The sequence below is a fragment of the Halobacteria archaeon AArc-dxtr1 genome (assembly GCA_025517425.1).
Lineage (GTDB): Archaea > Halobacteriota > Halobacteria > Halobacteriales > Natrialbaceae > Halostagnicola.
This window is the reverse complement of the sequence record JAOPJY010000003.1, coordinates 247376-271966: the sequence shown is the minus strand read 5'-3', so window position 1 is coordinate 271966 and position 24591 is coordinate 247376. Positions and strand designations below refer to the sequence as shown.

Annotated in this window: 35 protein-coding genes; 6 read left to right on the top strand and 29 right to left on the bottom strand. The window is 59.3% G+C overall.

Annotated elements, in window-relative coordinates; genetic code table 11:
• Positions 1-115: 115 nt before the first annotated feature.
• The 9 genes from OB905_13290 to OB905_13250 all read right to left on the bottom strand — a co-directional run bounded on the left by OB905_13290 (position 116) and on the right by OB905_13250 (position 4737).
• Complete coding sequence (locus tag OB905_13290) at positions 116-1123, bottom strand: site-specific integrase (protein ID MCU4926943.1); 1008 nt, start codon at positions 1121-1123, stop codon at positions 116-118.
• A gap of 211 nt (positions 1124-1334) precedes the next feature.
• Positions 1335-1508 (bottom strand): hypothetical protein, encoded by a 174-nt coding sequence (locus OB905_13285; GenBank protein MCU4926942.1) that lies wholly within the window; start codon positions 1506-1508, stop codon positions 1335-1337.
• On the bottom strand, positions 1505-2329 hold the full coding sequence (locus OB905_13280; GenBank protein ID MCU4926941.1) for a hypothetical protein: 825 nt from the start codon (positions 2327-2329) through the stop codon (positions 1505-1507). Before OB905_13280 ends, OB905_13285 begins: the two co-directional genes overlap by 4 nt.
• Entirely contained in the window at positions 2319-2807 is a 489-nt protein-coding gene (locus OB905_13275; protein MCU4926940.1) for a hypothetical protein, read from the bottom strand. Before OB905_13275 ends, OB905_13280 begins: the two co-directional genes overlap by 11 nt.
• A complete protein-coding gene (locus OB905_13270; GenBank protein ID MCU4926939.1) occupies positions 2797-3279 on the bottom strand; it encodes a hypothetical protein in 483 nt (160 codons plus the stop codon). Before OB905_13270 ends, OB905_13275 begins: the two co-directional genes overlap by 11 nt.
• Positions 3276-3554, bottom strand: a complete 279-nt coding sequence (locus OB905_13265; protein ID MCU4926938.1) for a hypothetical protein — start codon at positions 3552-3554, stop codon at positions 3276-3278. Before OB905_13265 ends, OB905_13270 begins: the two co-directional genes overlap by 4 nt.
• Positions 3551-3811 (bottom strand): winged helix-turn-helix transcriptional regulator, encoded by a 261-nt coding sequence (locus tag OB905_13260; protein MCU4926937.1) that lies wholly within the window; start codon positions 3809-3811, stop codon positions 3551-3553. Before OB905_13260 ends, OB905_13265 begins: the two co-directional genes overlap by 4 nt.
• Positions 3812-3895: 84 nt before the next feature.
• Entirely contained in the window at positions 3896-4483 is a 588-nt protein-coding gene (locus tag OB905_13255) for a helix-turn-helix transcriptional regulator (protein MCU4926936.1), read from the bottom strand.
• Complete coding sequence (locus OB905_13250; protein MCU4926935.1) at positions 4483-4737, bottom strand: hypothetical protein; 255 nt, start codon at positions 4735-4737, stop codon at positions 4483-4485. Before OB905_13250 ends, OB905_13255 begins: the two co-directional genes overlap by 1 nt.
• A gap of 282 nt (positions 4738-5019) precedes the next feature.
• On the opposite strand from OB905_13250, the gene OB905_13245 reads away from it, so the two are divergent.
• Positions 5020-5259: a hypothetical protein gene (locus OB905_13245; protein MCU4926934.1), complete on the top strand. Its 240-nt coding sequence runs from the start codon at positions 5020-5022 to the stop codon at positions 5257-5259.
• Positions 5260-5261: 2 nt separating this feature from the next.
• Here OB905_13245 and OB905_13240 read toward each other — a convergent pair whose 3' ends face one another.
• The 20 genes from OB905_13240 to OB905_13145 all read right to left on the bottom strand — a co-directional run bounded on the left by OB905_13240 (position 5262) and on the right by OB905_13145 (position 21840).
• The gene (locus OB905_13240; GenBank protein MCU4926933.1) at positions 5262-5549 is read right to left on the bottom strand and encodes a hypothetical protein; all 288 of its coding nucleotides are present in this window, start codon (positions 5547-5549) and stop codon (positions 5262-5264) included.
• 262 nt (positions 5550-5811) lie between these two features.
• Positions 5812-6828 (bottom strand): orc1/cdc6 family replication initiation protein, encoded by a 1017-nt coding sequence (locus OB905_13235; protein MCU4926932.1) that lies wholly within the window; start codon positions 6826-6828, stop codon positions 5812-5814.
• Positions 6829-6889: 61 nt separating this feature from the next.
• The gene (locus OB905_13230; GenBank protein ID MCU4926931.1) at positions 6890-7132 is read right to left on the bottom strand and encodes a hypothetical protein; all 243 of its coding nucleotides are present in this window, start codon (positions 7130-7132) and stop codon (positions 6890-6892) included.
• Between the two features lie 456 nt (positions 7133-7588).
• A complete protein-coding gene (locus tag OB905_13225; protein MCU4926930.1) occupies positions 7589-8173 on the bottom strand; it encodes a site-specific integrase in 585 nt (194 codons plus the stop codon).
• On the bottom strand, positions 8173-8397 hold the full coding sequence (locus OB905_13220; GenBank protein MCU4926929.1) for a hypothetical protein: 225 nt from the start codon (positions 8395-8397) through the stop codon (positions 8173-8175). The genes OB905_13225 and OB905_13220 overlap by 1 nt, the downstream gene beginning before the upstream one ends.
• A 108-nt stretch (positions 8398-8505) precedes the next feature.
• The gene (locus tag OB905_13215; GenBank protein ID MCU4926928.1) at positions 8506-8859 is read right to left on the bottom strand and encodes a hypothetical protein; all 354 of its coding nucleotides are present in this window, start codon (positions 8857-8859) and stop codon (positions 8506-8508) included.
• Positions 8859-9152, bottom strand: a complete 294-nt coding sequence (locus OB905_13210; GenBank protein ID MCU4926927.1) for a hypothetical protein — start codon at positions 9150-9152, stop codon at positions 8859-8861. Before OB905_13210 ends, OB905_13215 begins: the two co-directional genes overlap by 1 nt.
• Positions 9149-9520, bottom strand: a complete 372-nt coding sequence (locus OB905_13205; protein ID MCU4926926.1) for a hypothetical protein — start codon at positions 9518-9520, stop codon at positions 9149-9151. The genes OB905_13210 and OB905_13205 overlap by 4 nt, the downstream gene beginning before the upstream one ends.
• Positions 9517-11775, bottom strand: coding sequence for a hypothetical protein (locus tag OB905_13200; protein ID MCU4926925.1), 2259 nt, complete (start codon positions 11773-11775; stop codon positions 9517-9519). Before OB905_13200 ends, OB905_13205 begins: the two co-directional genes overlap by 4 nt.
• 178 nt (positions 11776-11953) lie before the next feature.
• Entirely contained in the window at positions 11954-12970 is a 1017-nt protein-coding gene (locus tag OB905_13195; protein ID MCU4926924.1) for a M14 family zinc carboxypeptidase, read from the bottom strand.
• 43 nt (positions 12971-13013) lie between these two features.
• Positions 13014-13922, bottom strand: coding sequence for a hypothetical protein (locus OB905_13190; protein MCU4926923.1), 909 nt, complete (start codon positions 13920-13922; stop codon positions 13014-13016).
• Between the two features lie 96 nt (positions 13923-14018).
• Positions 14019-14279 (bottom strand): hypothetical protein, encoded by a 261-nt coding sequence (locus tag OB905_13185; GenBank protein ID MCU4926922.1) that lies wholly within the window; start codon positions 14277-14279, stop codon positions 14019-14021.
• Positions 14279-14530, bottom strand: a complete 252-nt coding sequence (locus tag OB905_13180) for a hypothetical protein (GenBank protein MCU4926921.1) — start codon at positions 14528-14530, stop codon at positions 14279-14281. Before OB905_13180 ends, OB905_13185 begins: the two co-directional genes overlap by 1 nt.
• On the bottom strand, positions 14523-19094 hold the full coding sequence (locus OB905_13175) for a hypothetical protein (protein MCU4926920.1): 4572 nt from the start codon (positions 19092-19094) through the stop codon (positions 14523-14525). Before OB905_13175 ends, OB905_13180 begins: the two co-directional genes overlap by 8 nt.
• Positions 19095-19117: 23 nt before the next feature.
• Positions 19118-19873: a hypothetical protein gene (locus OB905_13170; GenBank protein MCU4926919.1), complete on the bottom strand. Its 756-nt coding sequence runs from the start codon at positions 19871-19873 to the stop codon at positions 19118-19120.
• On the bottom strand, positions 19874-20497 hold the full coding sequence (locus OB905_13165) for a hypothetical protein (protein MCU4926918.1): 624 nt from the start codon (positions 20495-20497) through the stop codon (positions 19874-19876).
• Complete coding sequence (locus OB905_13160) at positions 20494-20820, bottom strand: hypothetical protein (GenBank protein ID MCU4926917.1); 327 nt, start codon at positions 20818-20820, stop codon at positions 20494-20496. The genes OB905_13165 and OB905_13160 overlap by 4 nt, the downstream gene beginning before the upstream one ends.
• Positions 20817-21077, bottom strand: coding sequence for a hypothetical protein (locus OB905_13155; GenBank protein ID MCU4926916.1), 261 nt, complete (start codon positions 21075-21077; stop codon positions 20817-20819). The genes OB905_13160 and OB905_13155 overlap by 4 nt, the downstream gene beginning before the upstream one ends.
• 43 nt (positions 21078-21120) lie before the next feature.
• Positions 21121-21477, bottom strand: a complete 357-nt coding sequence (locus OB905_13150) for a hypothetical protein (protein ID MCU4926915.1) — start codon at positions 21475-21477, stop codon at positions 21121-21123.
• A 6-nt stretch (positions 21478-21483) separates the two neighbouring features.
• Positions 21484-21840, bottom strand: coding sequence for a hypothetical protein (locus OB905_13145; protein MCU4926914.1), 357 nt, complete (start codon positions 21838-21840; stop codon positions 21484-21486).
• 124 nt (positions 21841-21964) lie between these two features.
• On the opposite strand from OB905_13145, the gene OB905_13140 reads away from it, so the two are divergent.
• From OB905_13140 to OB905_13120, 5 genes are all read left to right on the top strand, one after another.
• The gene (locus OB905_13140) at positions 21965-22198 is read left to right on the top strand and encodes a hypothetical protein (GenBank protein ID MCU4926913.1); all 234 of its coding nucleotides are present in this window, start codon (positions 21965-21967) and stop codon (positions 22196-22198) included.
• On the top strand, positions 22195-22776 hold the full coding sequence (locus OB905_13135) for a hypothetical protein (GenBank protein MCU4926912.1): 582 nt from the start codon (positions 22195-22197) through the stop codon (positions 22774-22776). Before OB905_13140 ends, OB905_13135 begins: the two co-directional genes overlap by 4 nt.
• Complete coding sequence (locus OB905_13130) at positions 22755-23633, top strand: hypothetical protein (protein ID MCU4926911.1); 879 nt, start codon at positions 22755-22757, stop codon at positions 23631-23633. The genes OB905_13135 and OB905_13130 overlap by 22 nt, the downstream gene beginning before the upstream one ends.
• Positions 23634-23821: 188 nt before the next feature.
• Positions 23822-24037 carry a hypothetical protein gene (locus tag OB905_13125; GenBank protein ID MCU4926910.1) on the top strand — a complete coding sequence of 72 codons (216 nt, stop codon included), beginning with the start codon at positions 23822-23824 and terminating at the stop codon, positions 24035-24037.
• Positions 24027-24317: a hypothetical protein gene (locus OB905_13120; GenBank protein ID MCU4926909.1), complete on the top strand. Its 291-nt coding sequence runs from the start codon at positions 24027-24029 to the stop codon at positions 24315-24317. The genes OB905_13125 and OB905_13120 overlap by 11 nt, the downstream gene beginning before the upstream one ends.
• Positions 24318-24591 lie beyond the last annotated feature (274 nt).

Genomic DNA, 24591 nt, shown 5'->3' with positions numbered 1-24591 from the left:
TGGACTCGCCGGGGTATCACCCACTGTCTGCACGCCGCTGCGCAGAGTCCGTTCACTCGGTGGTCGGTTCGGCGTTCGGTTCGGTCGGCTGTCGGTTGGGTGGTGATGTGGTCGCTCATGTCTCTTTGAGGAACTGCCGTCGGAGCTCCATTTTCTCGCGCTCGGTCCGTCGGTCGTAGTGCTGGTCGAGAACGTCACCGGAGACGTTCATGCGGTCCGAGACGATCTCCTCGGGAGTGCCGTCACGGAGATGCTGCGTAATCGATCCGCGGCGGATTCCGTGCGGAGATCGCGAGCTCGGACACTGGCTTGCCTTATTGTGGAGCATCGCCTCGCAATCGTCGGGGTCACGGTCGTGCGGGCAGATGCCGTACTGACACGGCCTCGTTGTCTGGTAGATCGTCCGGCGGATCGCCGTCGCCGAAAGGCGGCCCTCGCGGCTGGTGATCAGAGGCCGTCGGCCGTAGTCGTCGAACACGTCGTCACGATGGACGTCGATGTAGTCCTGGATGACGCGGCAGAACGTCTCGCCAACGGCAATCGATCGCTCGGCCCCTTTCCCGTTCTTGAGTGGTGTCCCGGTATCTGGTCGGTGACAGAGATCGAGACAACGGGCGTCGGGGTCGAAGTCCGACAGGTCGAACGCGCGCAGGCTTCCCAGGCGGATGCCGGTATGCCAGAGGATCGCGACGACGACGTGCTCGCGCGACGCGTACTGGTAGCGTTCGAGGTAATCGAGGAGATCGTTGGCGTGACTCTCCTCGAGCTTCTCGTCTTTCGACGCCTCTTCAGGATCGACTTCGGGCAACAGCACGCGCTCGCGCATCCCGGGCTCGACAGCATCGATGTTCGCGCAGAACTCGAGGAAGACGCGGAGCGTCGCGAGCTGGCCGCGAAGCGTCACCTTCGCGATACCGTTCTTGCGCCGCCAGGTCCGGAACCGGTGGAGGTCCCGCCCCGTCAGGTCGTTCAGGTTATCGATGCCGCGTTCGTCACACCACTCGACAAACGAATTAAGTCGGTAACGGTGGTTCTGGACGCTCTTCTCGGAGAGGTCTGGCTCGCGGTGGTTCAGGTAGAGGTTGACCGCCTCTGCCGGCTCGATCGGCTCGAGGTCGCTCATCGGTCAGCCCCCGCGTAGAAGTGCCGCGTGTTCCAGACAAGGAAGTCTGTAAATTGCTGGTGTTGCTCGTCGGTCGCTTCTGGGAGGAAAGCGTAGCACTTCGAGCATCGGCCTTTTCGAGCGTCGTAGTGGTGTGCATGACCGCACTTCTGACACTCGATTACTGGGCACCTGTGCGGACCGAGTCGGTGGGCACTAACGTCAGATGGAGTCACGCCGGCTCACCCCATTCTTCCGTCGGATCTGCATCGATCCAGCAGCTATGGTGGAAGTAGTACGTCGTTCCCCACGGCTCTTCTCGGGGATCGATGACAACTTCGACCTCAACGTGTTCGCCGTCGGGGGTGACGGTTCGTCGGCAGACCGCGCAGTATGGTTCTGTCATCTGCAACCACCCCACGCGTGTTCCGGGCAGACCGGCACCATATTCGGGTAGTACTCGTCTTCCGCCGAGAGGTCGAATCCTTCGACGGCTTCGGGTTCCCACGTCTGACCGCAGAAGTGGCACTCGACAATTTCGGCCATCGGATCGACGAAAGCCGGGCGGTCAGTGTCGTCTTTGGGAGTACCGCCGTCGGTCGGAACATCGCGACCAACATCCGACTCCCTGTCAATTTCGGTCAGTCTGATCGCGGCCATTCCGTGTTCGATCTCGCACGCGGCGACGGTCGCAGTAAACGACTCCTCGTCGTTCTCGACTTCCACGGACACATGACGCCAAATGTCCGTGAAGTCGAACCCTTCGTTAACGGCTCTGGTTACGTCGGTCGAGAGAATTAAATCGGCGTCGAACTCGTCAACCTGTTCGACCGGAACCTGTTCGCCGTTGATTAGGTAAGTCCCGTCTCTGGGTGTACCGCCATCGGTTCGGATCTCCTGAGTGGTCTGGTCGCCCAGAACTTCGTCGACGCTCGAGTGGCGATCGGGACACGACCGGGTAAGGCATCGGTCACCGATCTTATCGATACCGCAGGTCTCACAGATTCCGGGCCCGCCGTCGGCCACAATGTCACGATCGTCGCGAAGCGGTGGCTCCTCTTCTCGGAGGTCGACGAGTTCGGACTTCGGCCACGAGGTCGTCTTGCGACTCTGGTTCCGACAGGTCTGACAGCAGAACCGCTGCGCACTGGGCCGAACCGAGTGGTGGCCGTGCGGACAGACGAACGGCGTGATCGATTTCCCTGGCGTGATTCGGTCACTCGGCATCTGAAACCCCTCCCAGACCAGAAAGCGGACGCTCGAACAGCATGTTCTCGTACGGGTGCCACACCAGCCGAACGACCTCCGAGTAGTGCTTGTCCCCGGTCGCACTCACGCGGACATCGAGAACCTCCTGGACGCGTTTCGGCAACTCGTCGACGTGGACCACGATCGATCGTTCCTTGATGCGCGTGAGTGCGAGCTGTTCGCGCACGACCTCAACTAACTCGTCGAGGCTGCTGGCCGAGATCAAGACGACGTCCCCGGGCTCGGTTTCGGGAACAGACGCCAAATCGGTCTCGTGCACCTCGCCGTCGTCGGTCAGCAGGTGGGCGATCCGGTCGGCAAGCACGCGCCCTTCTGGCGGGTCGCGCTGTGTGTCGGCTTGGACCCAGACGCTCGTCGGCCGGTCGTGCGCACGCCGGCGCAGCGCAAACTCCTCGAGGGTGGGCTCATCGCCACTCTCGGTCTCCTCACTTGGCATCTTCGAACACCTCGTACAACAGCTCGCTCCCGTAGGGATCGAAGTCTTCGGGAACGTCCTCGGTTGTGATCTCGTCGACCTCACGCGTCTGCGTGTGGACGACGTGACTGTCCGCTGGCCTCGCATCCAACCGCCACTCTTTCGCGAGGTCTTTCGCTTCGTGATCGCTCCAGGCGGGGATGCGGAATCGGTAGTCGACCGACACCGAGATCGTGACGTCGTACCACGCGCCCACGCGTTCGGGCTCGTCCGAATCGTCGCCGACGCCGGAGTCGTCCGGTTCGGACGTGTCGTTCAACTCCTCGATGTGGGCCTCGGGCGACTCGTACAGCTCGTACGGCCAGTCGAAGCGCAGCGAGCGAAGCACCCACTGATCGGTTTCCGGACACCAGAGGAACGTCTCGGGGCGCTCGCGTTCGTTGTCGGTTTCGTCGCCCTCGAGGGTGATCTGAACGACGTTACTCGCCGTCATGCTTCCACCCCGTTTTCTTCGAGGAACTGAACAGCAACACCGCCCTGTGCCGAATCGATCCGTTCGACGACTACATCATCACAAAACCACTCGTCATCCGACCAGCCCTGAACTGTGACCGAGTCACCGTTAACATCGGCATCGAGGACTGTCTCGGGAGTGTCTTCGAACCGTGCAACGAATCGGGTTACACCATGGCAGCAGTGCATCTCGAAACCGTCTGCAAAGTCCTGCCCACCATCATCTCGAACGACTCCGAGGAAATGCGAACTCATTCCGAATCACCCGGCAAGTAGTTGTATCGCGGACCGTGCGGGCCGACGCCGTAGACACGCTCGACGCGGCCAGCCTCGAGGAGCCGTTTCAGGTAGTTCTCAACGGTCTTGCGTGCGAGTCCGGTCTCTTCGGCGATCGCCGTCGAGGGCGCCCCGCCGCCGACAGTATCAGTTACCTCCGCGGCGACGAGGTTCTCGACAGCTGAGACGATCTCGGCTTTGCGATCAGCGGCCGGCTTCGCCTCAGCTGCCGACATTGTCCCCTCCAAGATGGGCGCAGTTGATTCGGTAGCGCTGACAGCGCGGGCACCAGGTCGTCCCGGCGTCGGCGATCCACTCGCTCACGTTTGACCACCTCCGACCGCGTGCAGCTCGGCGGCGTCAGCAAGACGCTCGGCGCGCTGGATCAACACCGCTCGCGCAGAGTCCGTCAGCCGATACTCGTTCGTCCGCCGGTCAAGCGTCGACTTCTCGACGAAGTCCAGATCTACGAGCGTATCCAGATTCGGGTAGAGGCGGCCGTGGTTGATCTCCTCCCCACGCGTGGATTCGAGGCGGCGCTTGATCGCGAGGCCGTAACAGGTCTCGTCACCACGCTCGACGCGGGCGATCGCCTCGAGGCAGTCGCGCTGGAAGCCCGTGAGATCCGTCCAGGACATCCCGCCGTCGGCGATGATCTCCTTATCTTCGCCGGGCAGCGGGCCGACGTACCGGCAGCGGGTCGCGCCGCAGGTCGGACACTCACTTGCGGTCGTCCCGCGGTAGATCTCGCCACAGTCCGTGCACTCGAGTTCCTGGGTCTGGGACTGGCTGTCCGACGCCGACCCGGAATCGGCGAAGAAGCCCTGGCGCTCGAGGCGCTGACACTGCTTGCACAGTCGCGGCTTCGTTGTCCGCGCGCCGCAGTTGCGGCAGCCGCCGCGCGCCATCAGGCGTCACCTCCGTCAGGATCGATGCGCGCAATGGAGTCGTCGACGATCTCCTCGCCGAACGCAGCGTGTCCGCTCGCGATCAGTGCGTCCGGGTTCCCGCCGTCGATCTCGAACGACGCGTCGAACAGTTCTTCGAGGACGGTCGCGACGACGTCGTCCGGAAGGTCGTCGCCGTCTCTAAATGTGTTACTCGTTGTCGATGCGTGAGCCGTGTCGAGGTTTTGATTACCCCGGGTCGTTTCTTCCAACATGGCTGTCGTGCCTGATTCACGAGAGCCGCGCGGACCCGGTGTCATCAGCACCAGTCCGCATTTTACTGCCGGACCCGACTGATAGTCAGATCCGCGTGAAACTCTCGTTGACTCTGAGTGTATACTACAGTGACTTAAATCCTCGCCATATACAGAGTTGAAGACCGCCAACCAGATATATACAGGTTCTAGGAGCCCCATATACGTAGGAACTAAGGTCGATGGCCTGGTTTGATAGGATGACAACTCCCGGACAACGGTATGCGGGAGAGGGCACCATGGATGAAACCGACTGATGACGCAATCCTTGAGTACGTCAGGGATGCCCGTGAAGTTCCTCCTGCGGTCATCGGGAGAAACATCAGCTCCCACCCCGATTACGTCGGACAACGCTGTCGCACTCTTGCGAAAAACGACCTTCTCCACCGGGCAGACGACGGATACTATTCGCTCGCAGAACTCGGGCGGCGGTATCTCGACGAAGAGATCAGCGCCGACGAACTCGAGATCGACGAAGACTAACCTCATTCTGCGATCCCCTCGAGGCCGAGCCGCTGCAGGAGCGGCTCCATCCAGGTTGGGATCTCAGCATCGACAACGCGGCCGCCGTGCTCTTGATTGAGCGCCATGACGAGCCCGGCGGTATCCTCTTGGACCGCAAAGACCCACTTCAGACCGCCGTCGACGCGGACATCGATCCGCCGTTTGTTCGTGGCCGTTCCGGTGATCTCGATCTCGACGCCGCGGCCGTCGTCGAGCTCAGTCTTCAGCCGCGGTCGGTCGCCGTTCGCGTTGGAAGTCCTGACAGACATGATCTGATGAAACTCGAGAATGGGGATAAGACTACACCGGCGGTGGGCAGATAACTTGGAAATCCGCGCTCGCAGACGAAATCACGACGTAGAAGCGCGCTACCCCGATGGGCAAAAGATGGGCAAAACGGGCAGAAGTTTATATTCCAGTGCGAACATAGCGGCAGATAATGCCCGAGAAGAAATCGCGACACGCCGATCCAACGGTCGAGACCCACTCAAACGGCCCGATCACGCTCGTACTTGGGCCGAAGCCCGGCTTCTAACTCGCCCCGGTCACGCGATACACTTTCGCTCTGGTGGATCCGGACGACTCGATCAGCTCGTACTTGTCCTCGAGCGCAGCCAAATACCTTCCGCGAGTGCTGTCGCCTTTCGGATTTGACGACCGTTCTTCGTACGTCTTGCGCAACTCACCCGCGCCGATCTCACCAGCACGCTCAATAATATCGTAGAGAAGGCGCTTGTGTGTCCCGAGCGCGTGGATGTGCTCTTGACGTTTCTCCTCGCGTGCACTGTCTTCGACCGCATCGACGTCGGCGACCGTGATCTGTGACCGTTCGTCGCCAATCACGTGTTTCACCGCTCGGCGCAGTAGGATAACCCCCTCGCGGGCGTCACCGGCGGCCAGATCGGCCATGTGAGCGATCACGCCATCGCCGACCACACCCGGCTTCAGCCCGGCCTCGACGCGCGCCCAGAGGATGTCCTCGAGCTCGTGTTGACGATACTTCCGAAGTTGGATCTTCTGCGAGCGCGAAAACCGCGACTTGACGCGCCCGTTGAACTGCGAACTGGCGAAAAAGTCGTCTTCATCGATGGTGATCGCGACGATCGTCACGTTTCCCAACTCCGAGAGGGCAATCAGCGTCGTGGGATCGTCCAGGACGTCAACCTCATCGAGGATCACGACGACGTGCCCGTCGACATCGCGAAAACAGTCGAGATACCGGCTCGCTGGGACGCCGTCGCGCTGGAGGTGCCGCGCCAGATCTCCGTCGTCGACGAGGCCGTGGAGCACGTCGGTCTTCGAACTTGCCGACATGCAGTTGTGATATGCCGATCGCACGTCGATGGCTTCCTCGGTGAGCTGGCGCGAGGCAAACTGCGCGAGCGTCGTCTTCCCTGAGCCGCTGGGGCCGAAAATAAAGGTATGGTCGCCCGACAACCCCTTCTCGATCGGCCGCAACTCGGCGGCCAGCGTGTCGATCTGCCCGTCGCGGTGCTCGAGATCCTGGGGGACGTGCCGAACCTCAAGCGCCCGCGCGTCTTCAATCATAACCAGTCATCGTAACGGACACTCAATAAAACGGACCCACGCGGAGCGAAAGTAAACGGACTCAGAACGGAGCCAAGTGCGTGGATTTTCCGAACGTCATCTTCACGATCACCGTGGCACCGAGCATGAACAAGCCGACGCCGATCAGAGACACGACCTCGTCGGGCCGGAAGTAGAGACCGCCGACCTCGAGTTCGGGGACGGTAGTCCCGTGAAGCGACATCTCGGTGGCGACAGCGGTCGTTCGTCGGCCAACAGCCATCAGATAGATGCCGATCACGATGACGCCGAGTGAAATGAGCATCAAGCCGGTCGAAAAGAGGGATCGGATTCTCACGAGCACCGCGTGAAGGCTGAGTGATGGAACGAAGCGACCAAGATTCCGTCCTGACCGAGATTCCGAACCCGCCGCGTTCTCCCGTCTGATCGATCCATCGATAGCGACGTCTGGGCTGCTCGCCGAATCGGAAAGGCTGGCCTTTCGGCGACAGGATGCGCAGCGATTGCGGCTCGGAGGTACGTGTGTGGAACACTCAGAACACGTTTTCCGCTCAGTCATGATCTGAAACTGACAGGGTAAGATAATAAGCGTTCGGTAGAGACGCGAATCCCCCATTTGCGTCTCTCCGAATCGCCCGACGTGGCTTTGTCGGGTTCGGTTACTGTTTTTAATTTCGCTTCGCTACTGGAGAATCACCAGACATCGAAGGGGCACCCGATCGTCGTTTCTCGGGAAGTAGTCTGGAAAACCGTGACAGAATTAGAGCCAACTCACTTTCGCCTGCTCCTGTTTCTGTTTCTTCATGGAATAGGCGCCGAGGTAGTGCTCGCGGAAGGTCTCCCAGTCTTCCCAGCCACCCCACTCCATGATGATGCCGGGCTCGACGTCGTCCTCGACGAGCAGCGTACCCCAACTACGTCGGAGATCGTGAGGCGTGACGAACTTCCAGCCGTCGTCGCCGGTCTCGGCGCGGACGCGATCGGCGGCGTGGTGCACCCAGCGCTCGAGCGTCCTGGTCGCGCAGTCGACGAGCGGATCGTCGGGCTCGAGGCCGCCGACGTCGGCGTACGCAGAGATACGCGAGGAGAGATCCTGCGGGAGGGGCGACTCGCGGTACTTGTCGCCTTTGCCCTTCCAGACGCGGACGCGATCGCCGGCTTCACTCTGGACGATATCGGCGGGGGTGACCTCCGTGATCTCTTTCGATCGTAGCCCGCAGCGCGCCCCGAGGGAGATCGCGATGGTGCGGCGGGTGTCGCCGGCGGCCGCGATCAGCTGGTCGACCTCCTCGAGGGAAAGCCAGACCATTTTCCCGTCGTCCTCGGGGTAGTCTTTCATTCGCATCAGTCAAACACCCCGTTCTCAGTACCCTCTGCCCAATCACGGGTCTCTTCCTCGAACACCTCGATATGCTGATCACACCACCACTCTTTGGGATCACGATCTCCCATTGCCACAGCCCTCATCGTCTCGATCGCGTTAGTCTCATCAACTCGGCAGTCAGCGCACGAAGCAGATCGTTTTCCGAAAGGCTTCTCAGTACCGCCTCTGTCGTTATCGGGTCGCATATGTCTACAAACACGCCAACAGATTATGAAGGTTCGGGCATCCCGGACTGTCTGGAGTATCGATATGCGTCGATCGTGTCGGAGACGACAGGAGAGTGCGACACCGAGTCAGGAGAAGACGCGTAGGTCCTGCAGCGTCAGCGCTGTGTAATTGAACCAGTTGCCGAGGAGCCACACCCAGACCAAGAAGTGGAGCTCGGGAACGAACCCGATCGCAAAGGCGAACAGCGCCGCGCTGCCGACGAGACAGCCGATCAACAGCGGCGCGACGTGAGCGCAGAGGATCGCCCACGGGGGCGCATCGTCCCAGTGCATGATGACCATCGGGTGGTGCCAGTCGATCTCGACATCGGCCCAGGGCTTCGCGACGATCGCGTGCGTGAGCTCGTGCAGCGGGAGCGCCGGGACGAGCAACCAGACGAGCCACCGCCACGTCCGAACCTCTCGGTGTGCGATCGACATCAGGTGTCACCCCAGACCGAGAGCAACGAGATCGTCACTGCAGTCACGACCATGAGCGTCCCGATGATCGCGAGCTGGGGCGGCGCCGCCATGATCATGATGCCGCCGAACAGTGCCAGGATGATTGCTGGAATGAGGAACGTCCCCGTCCAGGCGTAGAGCGAGAGGATCAGCGGCACTCCGATAAGCATCGCCAGACCGGCGGTTCCGACCGTGTCGATGTGTGGCTGAAAGAGCGCATCCCAGAACTCTCCCTCACCGAGATACCGGTACCACTCGCGATCGCCTCTCATGTTCCGAACCTCATACCACGGATGATCTCGAGCATCGTGACCAGGAGCGCGAGCGCGACGACAGAGTGGATCGCGTACGCGATCGGCGCCGGGACCCCCAGATTCGTCAGGGCTGACCCGGTCTGCACTGTTAACGTCCTGAGGGTGTTGATCACGTCGTTGACTGCCCCAATGGTGCCGAGGATGCCTTCATCCCGGCTGCTCTCTCCACCTGCTTCGACCTCTTCAGCCTCTTCTTCGACGGCGTCGGTGTTGTCGATCCCGGGATCGGGCTGCGTCCCGACGACGTCGAACCACCCGAGGCCGGCGAGTAAGCCGATCGAGAGGCTGAAACAGAACACGAAGGCGGCGATCTGGAGTCCCTTCATATCGTTTCAGCCTCCCTCGCTCGTAGGATGCCCAACGCCGCGATCGTCGCGGCGACGAACCAGGCGGAGACGGGGATCCCAAGCCAGCCAGCCATCATGGCGAGACCGGCCATCGAGACGACGACGGCGCCGCCGATGGAGGACAGTGGGCCGGGGAACGCCGCGGCAAGCACGACAAGCGCGACGATCACGAGCGTCTGGAGCCATTGTGCGTCCATGGGGAGGGGGATGTCCTCCGAAGGCCCGACTGGCATCTTGGCTTGCCGTACTTCTCCGTCGACGGTTGCGCTGTAGTTGATAACCCATTGTGTGTCTGTTTGGTCCTCCTCGAGCGGGAGAACGAGCCGGTAGTCACTTGGATCGGCGACGGACTCGTCGTGGATCACGTTCGAACTGTTGAATCGGTCCTCGACGCGGACTTCCAAGTCCGAAACGCGATTCTCGGGATCGCCGAACTCGAAGATGATATGATCGACCTCCTCACCGTCGATCTCCTCGGTCGTGTATCGTGCCTCGGTTGCGTAACTCTCGTCGTCGCCGAGACTCCACGATGTGGATCCGATGTCGATCGTTCGAAGGCCGTCTGTCCGTGGGGTGTATGTCCCGACGGATCGGCGCTCGCCGTCGTCGTTGACGACCGCAAGCTGGTAGCGCTGCCCCGTGGCGAGTTCGACGGGGAAGACACCATCTGCACCGAAGTAATCGCCAGCAACGACCTCGAACGTGCGCTCGTCAGTGTCTTCATCAGGGATCGGGCGACTGATCTCGAGACGCGTTTCTCCGGTCTGGAAGCTGCCGGTCTCGTCGTTGATCTCGAACTCGTTGAGGACGGAGTCTTCGTCTTGGTCGAGCATCCAAGCGGTCTGCTGCTCGAGGATGGAGGGAATGATCGTTGTCCGGCTGTGGTAGCCTTCGGCGTCGATGGAAACGATCAGGTTCTCCTCAACCGGCACACCCCCCATATCGATGACGCCGTCGGTCGTCTGCGCCTCAGTCACTAACTCGCCGCTGAAGAACTCGACTGTGACGTTCGCCTCGTTGATGACCTCGGCCGTGGTGACGTCGCGGATGATGAGTTCGTCTGGGAAGGCGAACTCGAACTCTTCAGTTGACGACTGTCCAAACTCGTCGGTGACGGTCACCGACCAGGTGTGTGAGCCACCGTCCTCTTCGTCGAATGGGACTGACGCAGTCCCTGATCCGTCGAAGCTGTCGGTGCCGACTGACTCGCCGTTGAGCTCGAACTCGGCCTCGAACTCGCTCGCAAAGTCTGTTCCGGGTGCGATGTCGACGCTGAGGTCGTCGGGCATCGTCGAGAGGTCGCCGACGGGCTCGGCGCTGTCGCGATCGATCTCTGGTGGTGTGTCGTCGAGTTCGAACTCGAACTCTTCAGTCGACGTGTCGCCGAATTCGTTCGTAACGGTCACTGTCCACGTGTGTGTTCCGACGTCGTCGACGTCAACTGAGGTGGATGCCGTCCCGGAACCGGTGACGGTATCGCTGCCGACGTCTTCACCGTTCAGCTCGAACTCGACGTCAAGGTCTTCGTCAATTCCGGAGCCGGATTCGACGTCAACCTGCAACGACTCGGGGAACTCGTCCTGGTCGCCGACAGGTTCGGCGCTGTCGGAATCGATCACAGGCGGTTCTCCCGATAACATCTCGATCGAGCGGTCACCGTCGACGTCGAACGTCACGATCCCGTCGTCGGGCTCGACCCACTCGATAATCTCCTGACTGTCCGAGTCGATAACAGCGACGAGTTCGTCGTCGACACCCCAGATGGAGATCTCGCTGGTGCCCGACTGGGTGACGGTCATCACCTCGCCCGCGTCCACGTCCGGATCGTTGAACGCGATCTCGTCCGCGTCGCCCTGGATAGCCACGCGCTCGCGATCGCCGACATCGATCTCGAGCTGGTGATCAGAGACGTTCAGATCCGAGAGCTGTGTCTGTGACCCGTCGTCGCCGAACTGGTCGACGGTCGCCTGAGTCGGGCCGTCACTGTAGAACTCGGCCTGCGGGCTCATGTCGACGGTGTTCTCTTCGGGGAAGGGCTCGGCGGCGTCACTCTCGAGTTCGGTCGCTAACTCGATCTGTGGGCCGTCGCTGGAATCGTACGTAATCCCGGGCTCAGCGGTGTAGAGCGATGAGAGTGCTGCGTTGACGAGAAGTGGAAGCACGAGGACGAAAAGCGCGCCAGCCAGGACTAAGAGGACGCGCTGTTTCCGGCTGAGTCCTGTGTCAGATCCCATCGTGTCCCTGTGCTGGCCGCCTTAGCTGTAACATGTGAAAACGGTCGAAGCCATGCGCGGGCAAACATCAAGTAGACTCTCAAAACATCGGATCAGTGGTAACTCGCGTGGTGGCTCAGGTGGTGGATCGAACGTTTATTCCACGACAGTCAGGAATGAGTCTCGTGCAAAGTGCGCCTCAGGAGTCAACAGTCGTTGTCAATTCCTTCATGAAGTTTTCCCCCTCCTCTCTGAGTTCGTCCAATTCGTAGTCGTAGTAAGTCCATGTCTCGCTCAACACTCCCGGTCTCCCGTGCTTCTCATACCACCAAGTAGTCGTTCCCCCCTCAGTGTCCCATGCTTTCGTGTCGCTCATCGATAGCGATTTATCGGCCACAGCCTCGATTATATCCATCTCGTCAGCGTTTGGAGCATCGGGATGGTATAGAGCTGCGTCCTGATCGGTGTGCGTTGCACAGTGGAGATCGACTAACCAATCTGGCTCTCCCGGCATATCCTCGATGTCCGAGCGAATGTCATCAATCGGGGCAGGGGGAGTCTCCTCTTCCCAGACCCGATTAAAGTCCCTTTCGTCGGCATCGTAGCGGTCCCAACCATGATACATTCCATCGGGATGTAGATGCGGGTAACAAAGGAAATTGTAGTCCTCCTCGAACTCAATATCAGGGTCCTGGAAGACGTCAAGGATGTAATCAACCATACCCTCAAAAGTGTAACTTATCAAAGATTCACCCGGATGGATTCTTGAGAATATTGGGAATTTTAATTTGTCACTGTCAGGAACTTCAGGGTCTGAGATAGCCATTCGGTAGACATCACGCCCCTCCTGGCTTTGCCCTATAACATCAAGAGTTACTTCGTCGTGTTCGTCGAGTTTTTGGGCATAATCGACTGTGTTTTGGTAGTTCAATGACGGCCATATGAGGACGTAAACCGTGTTTTCGTCTGGACCAAATGACTTGGACCAAATAGGGGGACTGTCCTCGAATCGTTGCCAGCTATCCGGGTCATCCACATCTGTCGTCCATAGGAGATTATAATCACTCGGAACGCGGTCATCCCGGATGTCATCCACATTGTCCCAGACAAAATTAACCGTCTGTCCTGCGACTCCATCCAGACGAAACATTCCGTATGAGTCGTATTCTGAGGGGGGTGTCCCGTTTTCGTCGTAAGTTTCAAACTTCACATTCATAATAATACGCCCCCACCACCGTCGAAATCAGTGGTGGCATTCATCAGTTTCCCAAACCACCATCCACGATTAAAATTTGGAACTCCCAACTGAAATCACTATCACTCGACGGATCGTTATTGGTGACGAGACGGATTTCGTCCTCTTCTTTGGTTCCACTTAATCCGCCGGCTGTTAGAGCTTCGTGCTCTTCGCCAAACATATCATAGCCACTGCCTGATATTTCCGCAGCATCGTTTGTTTGACGAATAGTCCACTCGCCAGATGTGACATTGCGGTCCCCATCGTGATGCGTGAGCAGAGCCCATGATGTGGCATTGTCCTCTCTATCAGTCTCCCCTTGCTCATTCCGATGGAGGAAAGTATAGCGGTCGCTCTGCCTGTCTCCCCACTGCAATCGGATCTCGACATTGCCAGTCTCATCGTCGATATCTTTTGCCCTAACAATCGTTGTGACTCCATCAGAGAGAGGCACATCTATTGTCTCGTCAAATCCTCCTTGTCCCGTTAATTCGATAGCATAGACTTCGCGCCGATCAACTCTGGCTTCGCCGTCCCTCAAAAGAGACACTAATGCCTCGTCGACATCTGCCTCCTCTGTACTGACCGATCCAGCGTTCTGGATATCGTACCCGTCTGCGTCGAGATCTCCGTCCAGCGTTCCGGCCTCGAGGACGCTGTCAACCTCGTCGACGTAGAGTGTCTCGACGCGATCGTCTGGTAGCCCGATCTGATCAATGCCGTAGAGAGCATCACCGTTGTTGGCACTGGCCTGGCCGATACCTCCGCGTCCAACTGCCGTTGCTGCGAGGGATCCGAAGCCGAAGAGGCCTGCCCCCTGCAAGATGTTTCGCCGGCTGTATCCTCCGCTGTCTTGTTCGTCTGCTGTCGATGCATCTGCCTTCTGGAGCTCGTCTTGGACGATCTCCCGGATCTTCTGTTCGTCAATCATTGGTCTGGATTCGTGTGCGTGCCGCAGCGTTCAGTTCACGATTCGCCTCTGCGAGCGCCTCTTCCTGGAGCCGTTTCAGGTCATCTGTCGTCATGATCAGTACCTCCGGTGTCCGACGTCGTGTTTCAGTCCAGATGTGTGCAGCCAGATGAGCGCCGCCACGCCGAGCAGCGGCAGGACCATCCCCATACCAATCATCATCGCAACGCGCAGGCTCTGGTCCATCCCCATCGACTCGACTGCATCGTTGGCGATCACCTCCTCGAAGAGCGGGTCGACGACGAGCCCGACCATCAGCCCCATCAACACGAGCGTGAAGAGGCCGACGATCACGACGATCACGCGCAGGATCAGCATCAGACTCCCCTCCGTGAGGCCCACAGGATAGTGAGACCGATACCAGTCAGGCCGAGAATCAGCGCAACGTCCCACATCGCCAGAAGACGCTCTCGTCCGGCCATCGTCTCCTCGGATCCATCCTGCCAGGCCGATGTCCCGACGATCTCGGTGACGACCGGGTCCAGGACAACGTAGAGGTAGGTCATCAGGACAAACGACACAGCTCCCAGGAGCAGCATGTACGGGAGCGACGTTTGCGCTCTATCCACGCTGGCCACCTCCTCCGAACAGGCCCTGCATCGGCGATTGGCCAGGAGCGCCGATGCCAAGGATCTCTCCCGGCCCAGCGAACGGGTTGAAATAGTCGCCCTGTTGCCAGCCGGGGACCTCGCCTTCAGCCCCGTCTTCGGCATCGAGATCGGGCATCGGCACCCGAAGCGGCGGGCGACCCTGTCGACCAGTCTGATGGACCTGAGGGGTGACGAACGGCGTCTCGAATGCCACTTGGTGTTCTTGTGGGTTCGCGACCTCGGTGTCGGCCTCAACCTGAGTGGGTGAGAGTGGGCTCACGAACTCGTCGGATGGTGCCACTCCCGTCCGAAGCTCAGGTGCCATTGGCGCACCGACGTCCGGCTGTTGCTGCTCCATCGGTGGCACATCGACATCGATGCGCCCCTGGGGTTGTTGGACGACGTCGTCCGCGAGGCGCTCGTGTAAACCCTCTCGGAGATGAGAATCGACCCGCTCGCGTGGCGTTTCCGGAATTGCTGACGGCTGTTCGTGGACGATTTCTTCTCCGGGACCGAGCCGCACGGCATCATCAACCAGCGGCGGGACCGCACCCCGGTCGAGGATCTGCTCTTCGAACGCGGGTTGGTCTGGGAGTACTGGCGCTCGAGGGCCGCTACCGAGTCCTGGACCAACTGCGATGCCGCCAACATGATCGACGGCATCGGTTGGCTGCTGAACGATACTCTCAGACACGCCCTGAGGCGCTTCGGTCGTGGCGTCGTCGAATACTTCCGGCCGGGTTTGCTCGATCAGCTCGAGTGTATCCTCGATGGCGTCGGGTGTCGGCTCTTCAGCGAGTTGCTCACCAGCGACGCGGCTCAGTGTTTCGCTATCATCCCAGATCGCCTGTCCGGGCACGTCTCTAAACGTCCCTCCTTGCGTGAGTTCGCCAGTGACATCTTCGAAGACCTCTTGCTCGGCCAGCGCATCGTCCGATAGCGTCTCTTGGATGCGATCGAGCTCGAAATCGGCTTGGTCGAACTGCTGGTCTTCGAGCTCGCGCTCGACGCCTTGGTGCATCTCGTCGGGATCGACGAGATCGTCGGCGGTGATAACGCCGGCACTAACGCCTTCGGAGACGGGTTCGATGTCCTCCTCGAACTGGCGATCGAGACCCGCAAATTCGGCAGCTTCGATCGTTGGAATACCGACCTCTGCCCGTTCATCGATGACGTCCTCCGGAACTCCAACTTCCTCTTGGTGCCACTCCAGACGATCTTCTGGGATGTCGAGTTCTGTGGTGTCCCATTCGACGCGTTCTCCAGGGGCTTCAAACTCAGTCGCATCCCACTCAACACGCCCTTCAGGAGCCTCGATCTCGGTTACATCCCACTCTACACTGTCTTCTGGGATGTCGATTTCGGCGCCAGTCAGACCTGGTGTCTCTTGTTCGATCTCATCAATCTCAGTCTCTGTTAACCGCTCGTGAGCGAGCACGGCTCCCCCTGCAAGCGCGCCGCCGGTCAAGATCGCAGCGCCACCAATGTCGGTCACTGGATCTGGTGCTGCCAAGAGGCCACCGCCAGCGATGGCTGCTCGCTCGTCGATTGGAACAGTGTCGACAGCGTCTGACACGATATCTTGCGGGCTGTGTGCTTCCTGTCCAACGTCTACAACCGTCTCGGCGGCCCCAGAAACAGATTCTCTGATGTTGGAGCCGATATCGACGACACCATCGGCGATGCCTGAGGCGATGTCCTGGGGCGTGTGCTCTTCGCGACCGATCGAGACAAAACGATCGACAGCCATGTCGAACGTGGACGGCCCCTCAACCTCTGCAACCAATTCGCCGTCGTCTTCGACGAAGCTGACGTCGTCTGGATCGACACCGGGATCTTCATCTTGGATCTGCTCGAGCAGCAGATCCTCCTGAGCACCACGAGATAACTCAAGTTCGCCTGTCGATGGGTCGACTCCCTCGACCTCACCGGGATCAATGCCGAGCGTCTCGGCTGCATCGTCTCGGAGCAGCTCGCTTTCGACATCTGGATCGATATCGATATCGACTTCTTGGACGTCGTCAGCGTCTAACCCCATTCGAGATCGACGAAATCGCTCTTCAGCAACGACTTCTTCGTCACGGAACGTCGCCTCGAGATCGTCGGCACTGATGCCGAGATCCTCTGAAACCTGTTGCTCAACCTGCCCAAGTTGGGCATCTTCAGATATTGTGAACTGGTCGTCTTCTCTCACCACGTCTCCAGGTTCGACGCCGATCTCGGAGGCAAACTCCTCGCGTTGTTCGTCGAGATGTTGGCGCTCGACGAGCGCCTCGCCGCGAGGTCGAAGATCGAACTCGACAGCACCATCTTCGATATCGGCGCTAACGAGATGTTCATCGATGCCGAGCTCGTCAGCGACATCTTGGCGTTGATCTTCGACAGCATCGATGGCAAACGGATCTGCATCGTCCGCGAGTTGGACACCAGTCAACTCTCCTTCGAAATCCATCGTCTCAGTGGCGTCCTCGAAGCCGTCGAACCGGTCGGCCACGCTGAATCCAATCTCTCCGTTTTGCTGGCTGACGTCGATTGCATCGGGCCAAAGCCCAACTTCGTCGGCGAAATGACGACGCATCTCTTCTACCTCGTCGACGTCCTGAGGATCGACGTCGGTCAGAACGAGATCGTCAGGAGACACGCCAAGCTCACCAGCCACTTCGTCAAGTATCAGTTGCTCCTCTGCAGCTTCTGTTGGTCCGAGCGTGATCTCGTCGTCGACGGTTTCGATATCGATCTCATCTTCCGAGACGCCCAACTCCTCGGCAAAGTCTTCTCGAGCATCCTCTACGCCGGGGACGTCGAGTGGATCGCTGACACGACCGGGATCAACATCGAAGCCCCAGTCTTCGACGTCTCCTTCCGTATCGATCTCAAGCGCCCGATGATCTATTCCGAGATCGCGTGCGACGTCGTAGCGCTGTGTATCGAGCTCTCTGCGTGTGACATCCTCGATCGCCTCATCCGTCGGATCAAGAGAGATCTCGCCACCGACCGCGTCGATATCGATCTGGTCTTCTGAAACTCCCAAATCGTCGGCTAATCCCTCGCGTGCGCTGCCAACGCCTGGAAGGTCTGCAGGATCATCGACGTGGCCAGCAACGGAGGGGTCCATATCGAGTCCCCAGTCATCAACATCACCGTCCATTTCGACGTCGATCATCTGTTCACGGATGCCGAGCTCGTCGGCTAACTCCGAACGCTGGTCAAACAACCCTTCTCGAGCCAGTTGCTCGCGGCCATCTCCAACAGGCTCGAAGGCAACCTCTCCATCCTCGGTGGTGATGTTCAGATCCTCAACCTCAATTCCAAGTTCGTCGGCGAACTCGTCCCGCTCGTCTTCAATTCCAGGGAGGTCTGCAGGATCATCGACGTGGCCAGCAACGGAGGGGTCCATATCGAGTCCCCAGTCATCAACATCACCGTCCATTTCGACGTCGATCATCTGTTCACGGATGCCGAGTTCGTCGGCTAACTCCGAACGCTGGTCAAACAACCGCTCTCGACCAAGGCGTTCCTCACCGTCTGATGTGGGTTCGAGCGAGATCTCATCGCCATCATCGATAACGCGAAGTTCATCTGGATCAATGCCGATATCGTCTGCAGCCTCTTCTCGGTGCTCTTCGATCTGCAGATCTCGGATTCGGTCCTGGGCGTCCGAGGAGAGGCGAATCTCGTCATCTTCGACAACGACATCCTCATCTGCGTCGAGACGGGTACCGGCGGGAACATCTGTCCGAAGATCAGAGACAAACTCCTCGCGTTGCCGTTGTTCAGTGGCGTCCTGGAGTTGCTGTTCCGCACCGTCGGCGAGTTGGATCTGACCATCGTCGATAACGACATCCTCATCGGGATCTGGATCGATGAGATCGGTAATCTCATCGTCGAGACTGGAGACAAATTCCTCTCGCTGTTCTTGCTCGCGTTGCTGTTGGATCTCGTCAGTTAAGCGAGCCTCGCCATCCTCGATAATGATGTCGTCATCCGGATCCACGCCAGTTTCATCAGCGATTTCCTCACGTATCTCTGTCTCTGCCTCGTCAACGAGGATCTGCTCTCCCTGTGAGGTTGGTTCTGCGGTCAGACCATCATCGGTCTCGATAACGCGCACGTGGTCTGGATCCAGCCCGAGATCGTCCGCAACGTCATCTCTCAACTCGCTCCGAGCTCGATCAACCTCTGCATCGCGGAGCGTCTGCTCGCCCTCTTCGGTGGGTTCGGCCACGAACTGTTCGTCTTCACGCTCAACTGCAACTTGACTCACCTCAAGACCAAGATCGTCAGCAACCTCTTCTCTAAGTTCCTGACGGGAACGCTCTCGCTCCTGGTCAATAAGGGTCTGCTCACCTTCGTCTGTGAGCCGTGGGATGATCTCTCCATTCCTCTGCTCAACCTCAACGTGAGCCGGGTCGACTCCCTCAGCTGCAGCAATCTCTTCGCGGAGCCGCTCTTCTTGCTCTTCTTGACGACGGCGCTCGATTGCAGACTCGCGTCGCTGCTCTCTGGCCACAGATCGATCGAATTCTGCCGGCGGATCAGACATCGGTTACCTCCTCCCAGATTGAGTCATCGGAATACCCCCATACTGTTCACCATCGCAGGGATGACGTTCCCCCCTTCTTCACCGCCACCGATCTGGCCAAGCAGCCACATGAGGACGATGAACAGAAGGATGGCGGCGAAGGCGACTCCGAAGCCGATCAGGAATGTCTTCAACGTTCCCGCCGCGTCGGCCGCGGCACTCTTCGCGTGCTCGACGGCTTGGTCTGCCTCCTGACGTGAGACGGGATACGGGTCATAGTAACCCGCGAGACGACGTTTGATGATCTCGCCATCGTACTCCTCTGGTGCTGACAGATCGTACGCGAGATCTACATCGTCGATATCCATCGCACCGCCATCAGAGGCGACCGAGCTATCCACATCGTCAGAGTACGTTACTTTGATTGGAGCGCCGTCTTCGTCTGTCTCCACAACTTCGAGTGCGTTCCCGTCACTGTCGACGTAGTCGTAGTCATCCTCTCGGGCAGCTGCTTTCGCAGCCTCTCTGGAGACGACTCCAGCGTTGCTGGCGTCGACGTGGACGATCGGGACTCCGTTCAGGATCCCGGGGTCGCCACCGAATCCCTTCGAGTAAAACCGCTGTTCGTCGGGTGTTTTCCAACAGGATTCAGTTGAATCCCAGTCCGCAGGCTTCATCTGCTCGGTGCCATCAGGATACTCGATCTGCAGGAGAACCTCGTGGTTTCCACGCTGTCGATGGAGTGATTCCGCGTATAACCGCTGGCGGCGGGCCTGCGTGAAGGGGATGTATTCCTTCATCTAATTACCCCCCATTAGGCCGCCAGTCATCCGGCTTAGAAGCCCGCTTTTGCCACTTGATCCACCCTCATTCTGAGAGTAGGTGACCGCGTGAATCTTGGTGAGACCGTCGAAGCCTTTCGCACCGATCGACAGGCTTTCAAGATTCGTCTTCTCGTCGAACATCGCCCGAACCTCGCGCGAGAGGTCGTCGTCACGCTTGGGGAGCGGTTCGTCTTCGTCAGTCCACGCCTTTCGGATATCTTCCCGGCACATGGAACCGAGGCCGTTCGGACGGCGGTACTCCTGGAGCGCGAGGATTGCCCGAGCCCTGTTGAGGTGCTTGCGGTCTTCCCACTCTTCTCGGGTGATGTTCCCAAGGCCAGCGTGACGACCGAACTCAGCAGCATAGCGCTCCTCGAGGCGGTTGTTCTCGAACCCGGGGACTCCATCGCCACGGTTGACGTCCGGCTCGAAGGCGGTCTCGATGAACTCCTTACTCTGGAGCTCGGAGAGGTCGGGCGTGCTCTTGGCCGCCTCTTGGGCGGCGGTCTGTGTTGCGGCGGAGTGCTGGGTCTGCTCTTGACTCCGTCGGTGCTGTTCTTCTGGATCTGGTCGCTCGGGTTGTTTGCGCTTGCGCATCATGGGTGTTCAGTCGGATTGTAGGGTTCGTCTATGCCGGTCTGTTCGCCAGCGCCGTACTGGCCAGCGACGGCTGCGACCAGGATGATCAACGAGATCGCGGCGTTCCCGAACGCGAGGATAGCCAGCGCTGGCTCGTTGACTGTGTGCGTGACGACCTCGTCGTTGGTTGCGAGAAGGACGTCAACTGACGTCGACGCGTACGCGACGACGAGCCAGACGGCCATACTCATCATCGCCGAATACACGGGTGCGACTTTGAGCGCCATCGCGGCGGATGCGAGCGTGCCAATCGCGAGCAGCGCCAGCAAAACCTCAAGGATCATCGGTAACCACCTCCGGAACCGGATTTGACGGTGTTCAGAAACCACGCAGCCGCGCCGATCAGGCCGAACACGGCGACGAAGAGGACGATCAACGGAAGGAGTGGCAGGACGGTTTCGGCGACCGGGTGGAACGTGTCGAGAACGTCGGCCTCGCTATCGGCGCCGTCGTATGCCAGATCGGCGGCTGCGATAGTCGTGAGAAGGCCGACGAGCAACACGCCAAAGCCGAGCGCTGCCCTGCTGAGTGCTTGTGACATGGTCTAAATAATGGACGGTGTGTCCCGCGAGGGGGAATGCGGATTAGCGCATTCGCTGAAGGCCGCCACCGATCATGCCGCCCATCTGCGTCCACAGATAGCCGACAACGGCAGCGGCCGGGATCACGAGGATGCCAACGCCGAACAGCACGAAGGCTGTCGAAGCGTTGGACTCGATGTCGCCAATCGACTCCTCGATCGGAGTCGGATCTTCAGTTGGGACCTCGATAGCATCGAGGAATTCGCCACCGACCAGTGCGGCCACGGCGAGGATGATCAACACGAACAGGAGCGTAAACGCCCCGTCCGCAAGCCCCGCAGCTCGAGTGACGCCGCTGAAGCCGTCTTCACGGCCCATCTCCCATCCTCGATTTGCGTTATGCTTGAGCTGGTCCAGCATCGACGCTCACCGGCCCATTCGCTGAAGGCCGCCGTTCATCATGCCGCCCATCTGCGTCCACAGGTAGCCGACGACAGCGGCTGCCGGGATGATGAGCAGGCCGACCGCGAACAGCGTGAACGAGGTCGCAGCGTTGTCCTCGAGCGTGTCGATGGAGTCTCCGAACGCTCCATCGGACGGGATTGCTTCGAGGAATTCGCCACCGACCAGTGCGGCCACGGCGAGGATGATCAACACGAACAGAAGCGTAAACGCCCCGTCCGCAAGGCCAGCGGCTTTACTGATGCCACTAAGCCCATCTTCACTACCAAGCTCCCAACCCTCGCGGGCTGAGTCTTTCAGTACGTCTGGCATTAGAGCCATGCGCGGCAGGATACCGAGCAGGCTAACAAAACGTTGCATCAGTGGTGATCGTCGTGGTGAATTGAGCAACCACCCAGCTGGTAGTTTTATCATAGAGGGACGAAACGAGGCGGTCAGACACCGCATGAGCACCCAAAAGATGGACTCGGCGCGCTCCGCCGCGAACGCTCTCGACGATGGCGCAGTCATCGGCTTGGGCGAGTATCTGACTCAACCAAACGGATCCTCAGATTCGCTCAAAGCCACGCTCCCGATTCAGTTCGTTCGCCACCACGAGCTGGAAAGCAAGGATGAACTGAACACATGGATGGACTCGAAAACAGGCGCGCTGATCGTGATGCCGGGGGATAACCGATGAGCTCGAGCGAGGATCAGATCTCCCGAAAAGGCGCGATCGCGACGCGGATCATCACGCGAGCCCAGCAGCGAAACCATCGGGCCCGGTCCGATTACATCGAAGCCCGACAACTCTCGCCAGACGTGCCGTGGAGCATCCACCACGAACTACAGGCGGCAGTGATGGAATTCTACATGGCGCTCAAACCGTTGCGAGAGCACACGTCGGTCGAAGAGTTCTGGGAAGAAGCGGAGATCTGCCAGATTCAGGATGGCTGGGAGGCAGTCAAGAAAAACGGCGAGGTGGTTAATTACCGGCCGAAGATGCAAACGATGACTGGGTTCGACCGGCTGGAGTCACTGACAAACCAGCCGACGGACGAAGTCAAAGAAATCGAGGACTGCTTCGGAAAGCGCGAGATCCACACGCAATCCCGAGAGCTCGTCGACGGCCATGTGCTCCTGAACGCATCGCAGAAACTCGACGATGCAGCGAACAAACTCGGGTTCGGCCCCGATATCGACGAATCGACGCCGCGAACCGAGATCGATGACGAACTCCTCAAGGAGGTGGAAGAATGGCGACAAAAGAACCAGTAGACGACGGACCGGGGCCGTTCGACGATGTGTCGGCCCCGATCGACATCTGGCACAAGTTCCCGGGACTGACCGACTCGAAGATGTTCCACGAGTTCGCCTCGAGGCTGACCTCGGGGCGAGACATGCACGTCATCATCACAGCAGCTGCCGAAACGGGCGTCGGCAAGACGACGCTCGCGGTCACGCTGTCGCTTCTGTGGGATATGAACTGGTGGACAGCCGAGAAGGCGACGCTCGATCCGCGAGACTATGAGATGATGTACGACGAGGTCGCGCCGGGTTCGGTGCTCCTGCTCGACGAAGTGCAGGACGCTGTCGACTCACGGCGTGCTGGATCTCGAGACAACGTCAACCTGAGTCAGGCGTTCGCGACAAAGCGCTACCGGCAGGTATTCGGAATGATGACAGCGCCGTCGAAGGGCTGGGTCGATGGGCGAATCGGCTCGGACAGCGCCGATTACTGGATTCAGTGCCAAGAGACCGACAAAGGAGAGCCCAAAGGCGAGGCGAAAGTCTACCGACTCAAGAACAACGAACACTACGAGGAATCGTACTCGAAGCGAACGGAGACGATCTCGTGGCCAAAACTGGACTGGCATCCTGAATTCAAGAAGCTGCATCGGAAGAAAGTCGAGTCCAAGGAGGGCAAAACCCAGTCGAACTACGTCCATCGGTCGGAGCATGTGGATGCGCTCGAAAAAGCTAAAGAGCGCACCCGGCGGGCCCGGGACAACTGGTGGATGATGAGGCTTTATCAGCAGACCGACCTGTCGCAAGGCGATATCGGGGACATCGTCGGGATCAATCAGGCCACCGTATCTCGGCGCATAAACGAGGGTGAGATCGATGACGCATAGGTATGGCCTACAAATCGCCAGACGGGGTCGAGATGCTGCATTATGCATAATGCGCAGAGAGAGTATAATAGAATACCCTCACGCATTACGCGCGAGCACACCCGGTCTGTGCATACCAAAGGCTGGTCGAAAGCAGGGGCAAACTCTCGAAATTGCGGGGGTATTCAGCACTCCTCGAGGTGATCGGCGTGAGTGATGAGATCGAGATCTACCGATGCAAGGAATGCGGGAAGATCTCGACAAGCCTCGGCTGGTTGCACGGACACGCAGGGAAGCATCGCGGCTGGGGGATCAGCTGGCTCCGGATCGTCCCGCCGTGGAAGGTCGGCGATGCCGAAGCGCTCATGGAGATGACCGAGACGCTGCAGATAACTGATTACGAGGTCGTTGAGGATGCCTCCTGAAGAGCAGACGATTACGACGAACAGACACCTCTCGCTGCGAGATCGTGTGGCCCATGTGTTCTTGCAACCGGCCGGGGATTACTACGAGGCGTCGAATCTCGTCAGCGCTGGGTTAGGTACTGGAGGGATTCTTATCATCGTCGGATTCGCGTTTCAAGGACTTGGTGTTGAGCTCCTGGTTACGGGCCTGTTCATGCTGTTTCTTGCGGTCGTGCTCCAGTTTGATGGCGTCGAGCTCTACGTGGATCGGGAGCACTTCGAATCGCGGCACACGCAGTAGGCCGACCAAGGAGAATTTTCGCTCACCCGCCCACCTGGGGCGGGGTGCGTTTCGACTGCTTCGAGTGGAACAACTGCAGTTTGAGCAGCCGCCGCGGTTTTTTGTTGAATGTACCGTTAGGTACACGCCCTAAGGGGGGCTGCCCAACCGGTGGGAACTGACAGATACCGAACACTGGGCGAAGCAACCAGACAGATGTCTCTCGCGAGTCTGAACACAAGTAGGCTTGGATAATCTGCTGAAAATGAAAACTCAGATTGCAGAAAACAGCCCG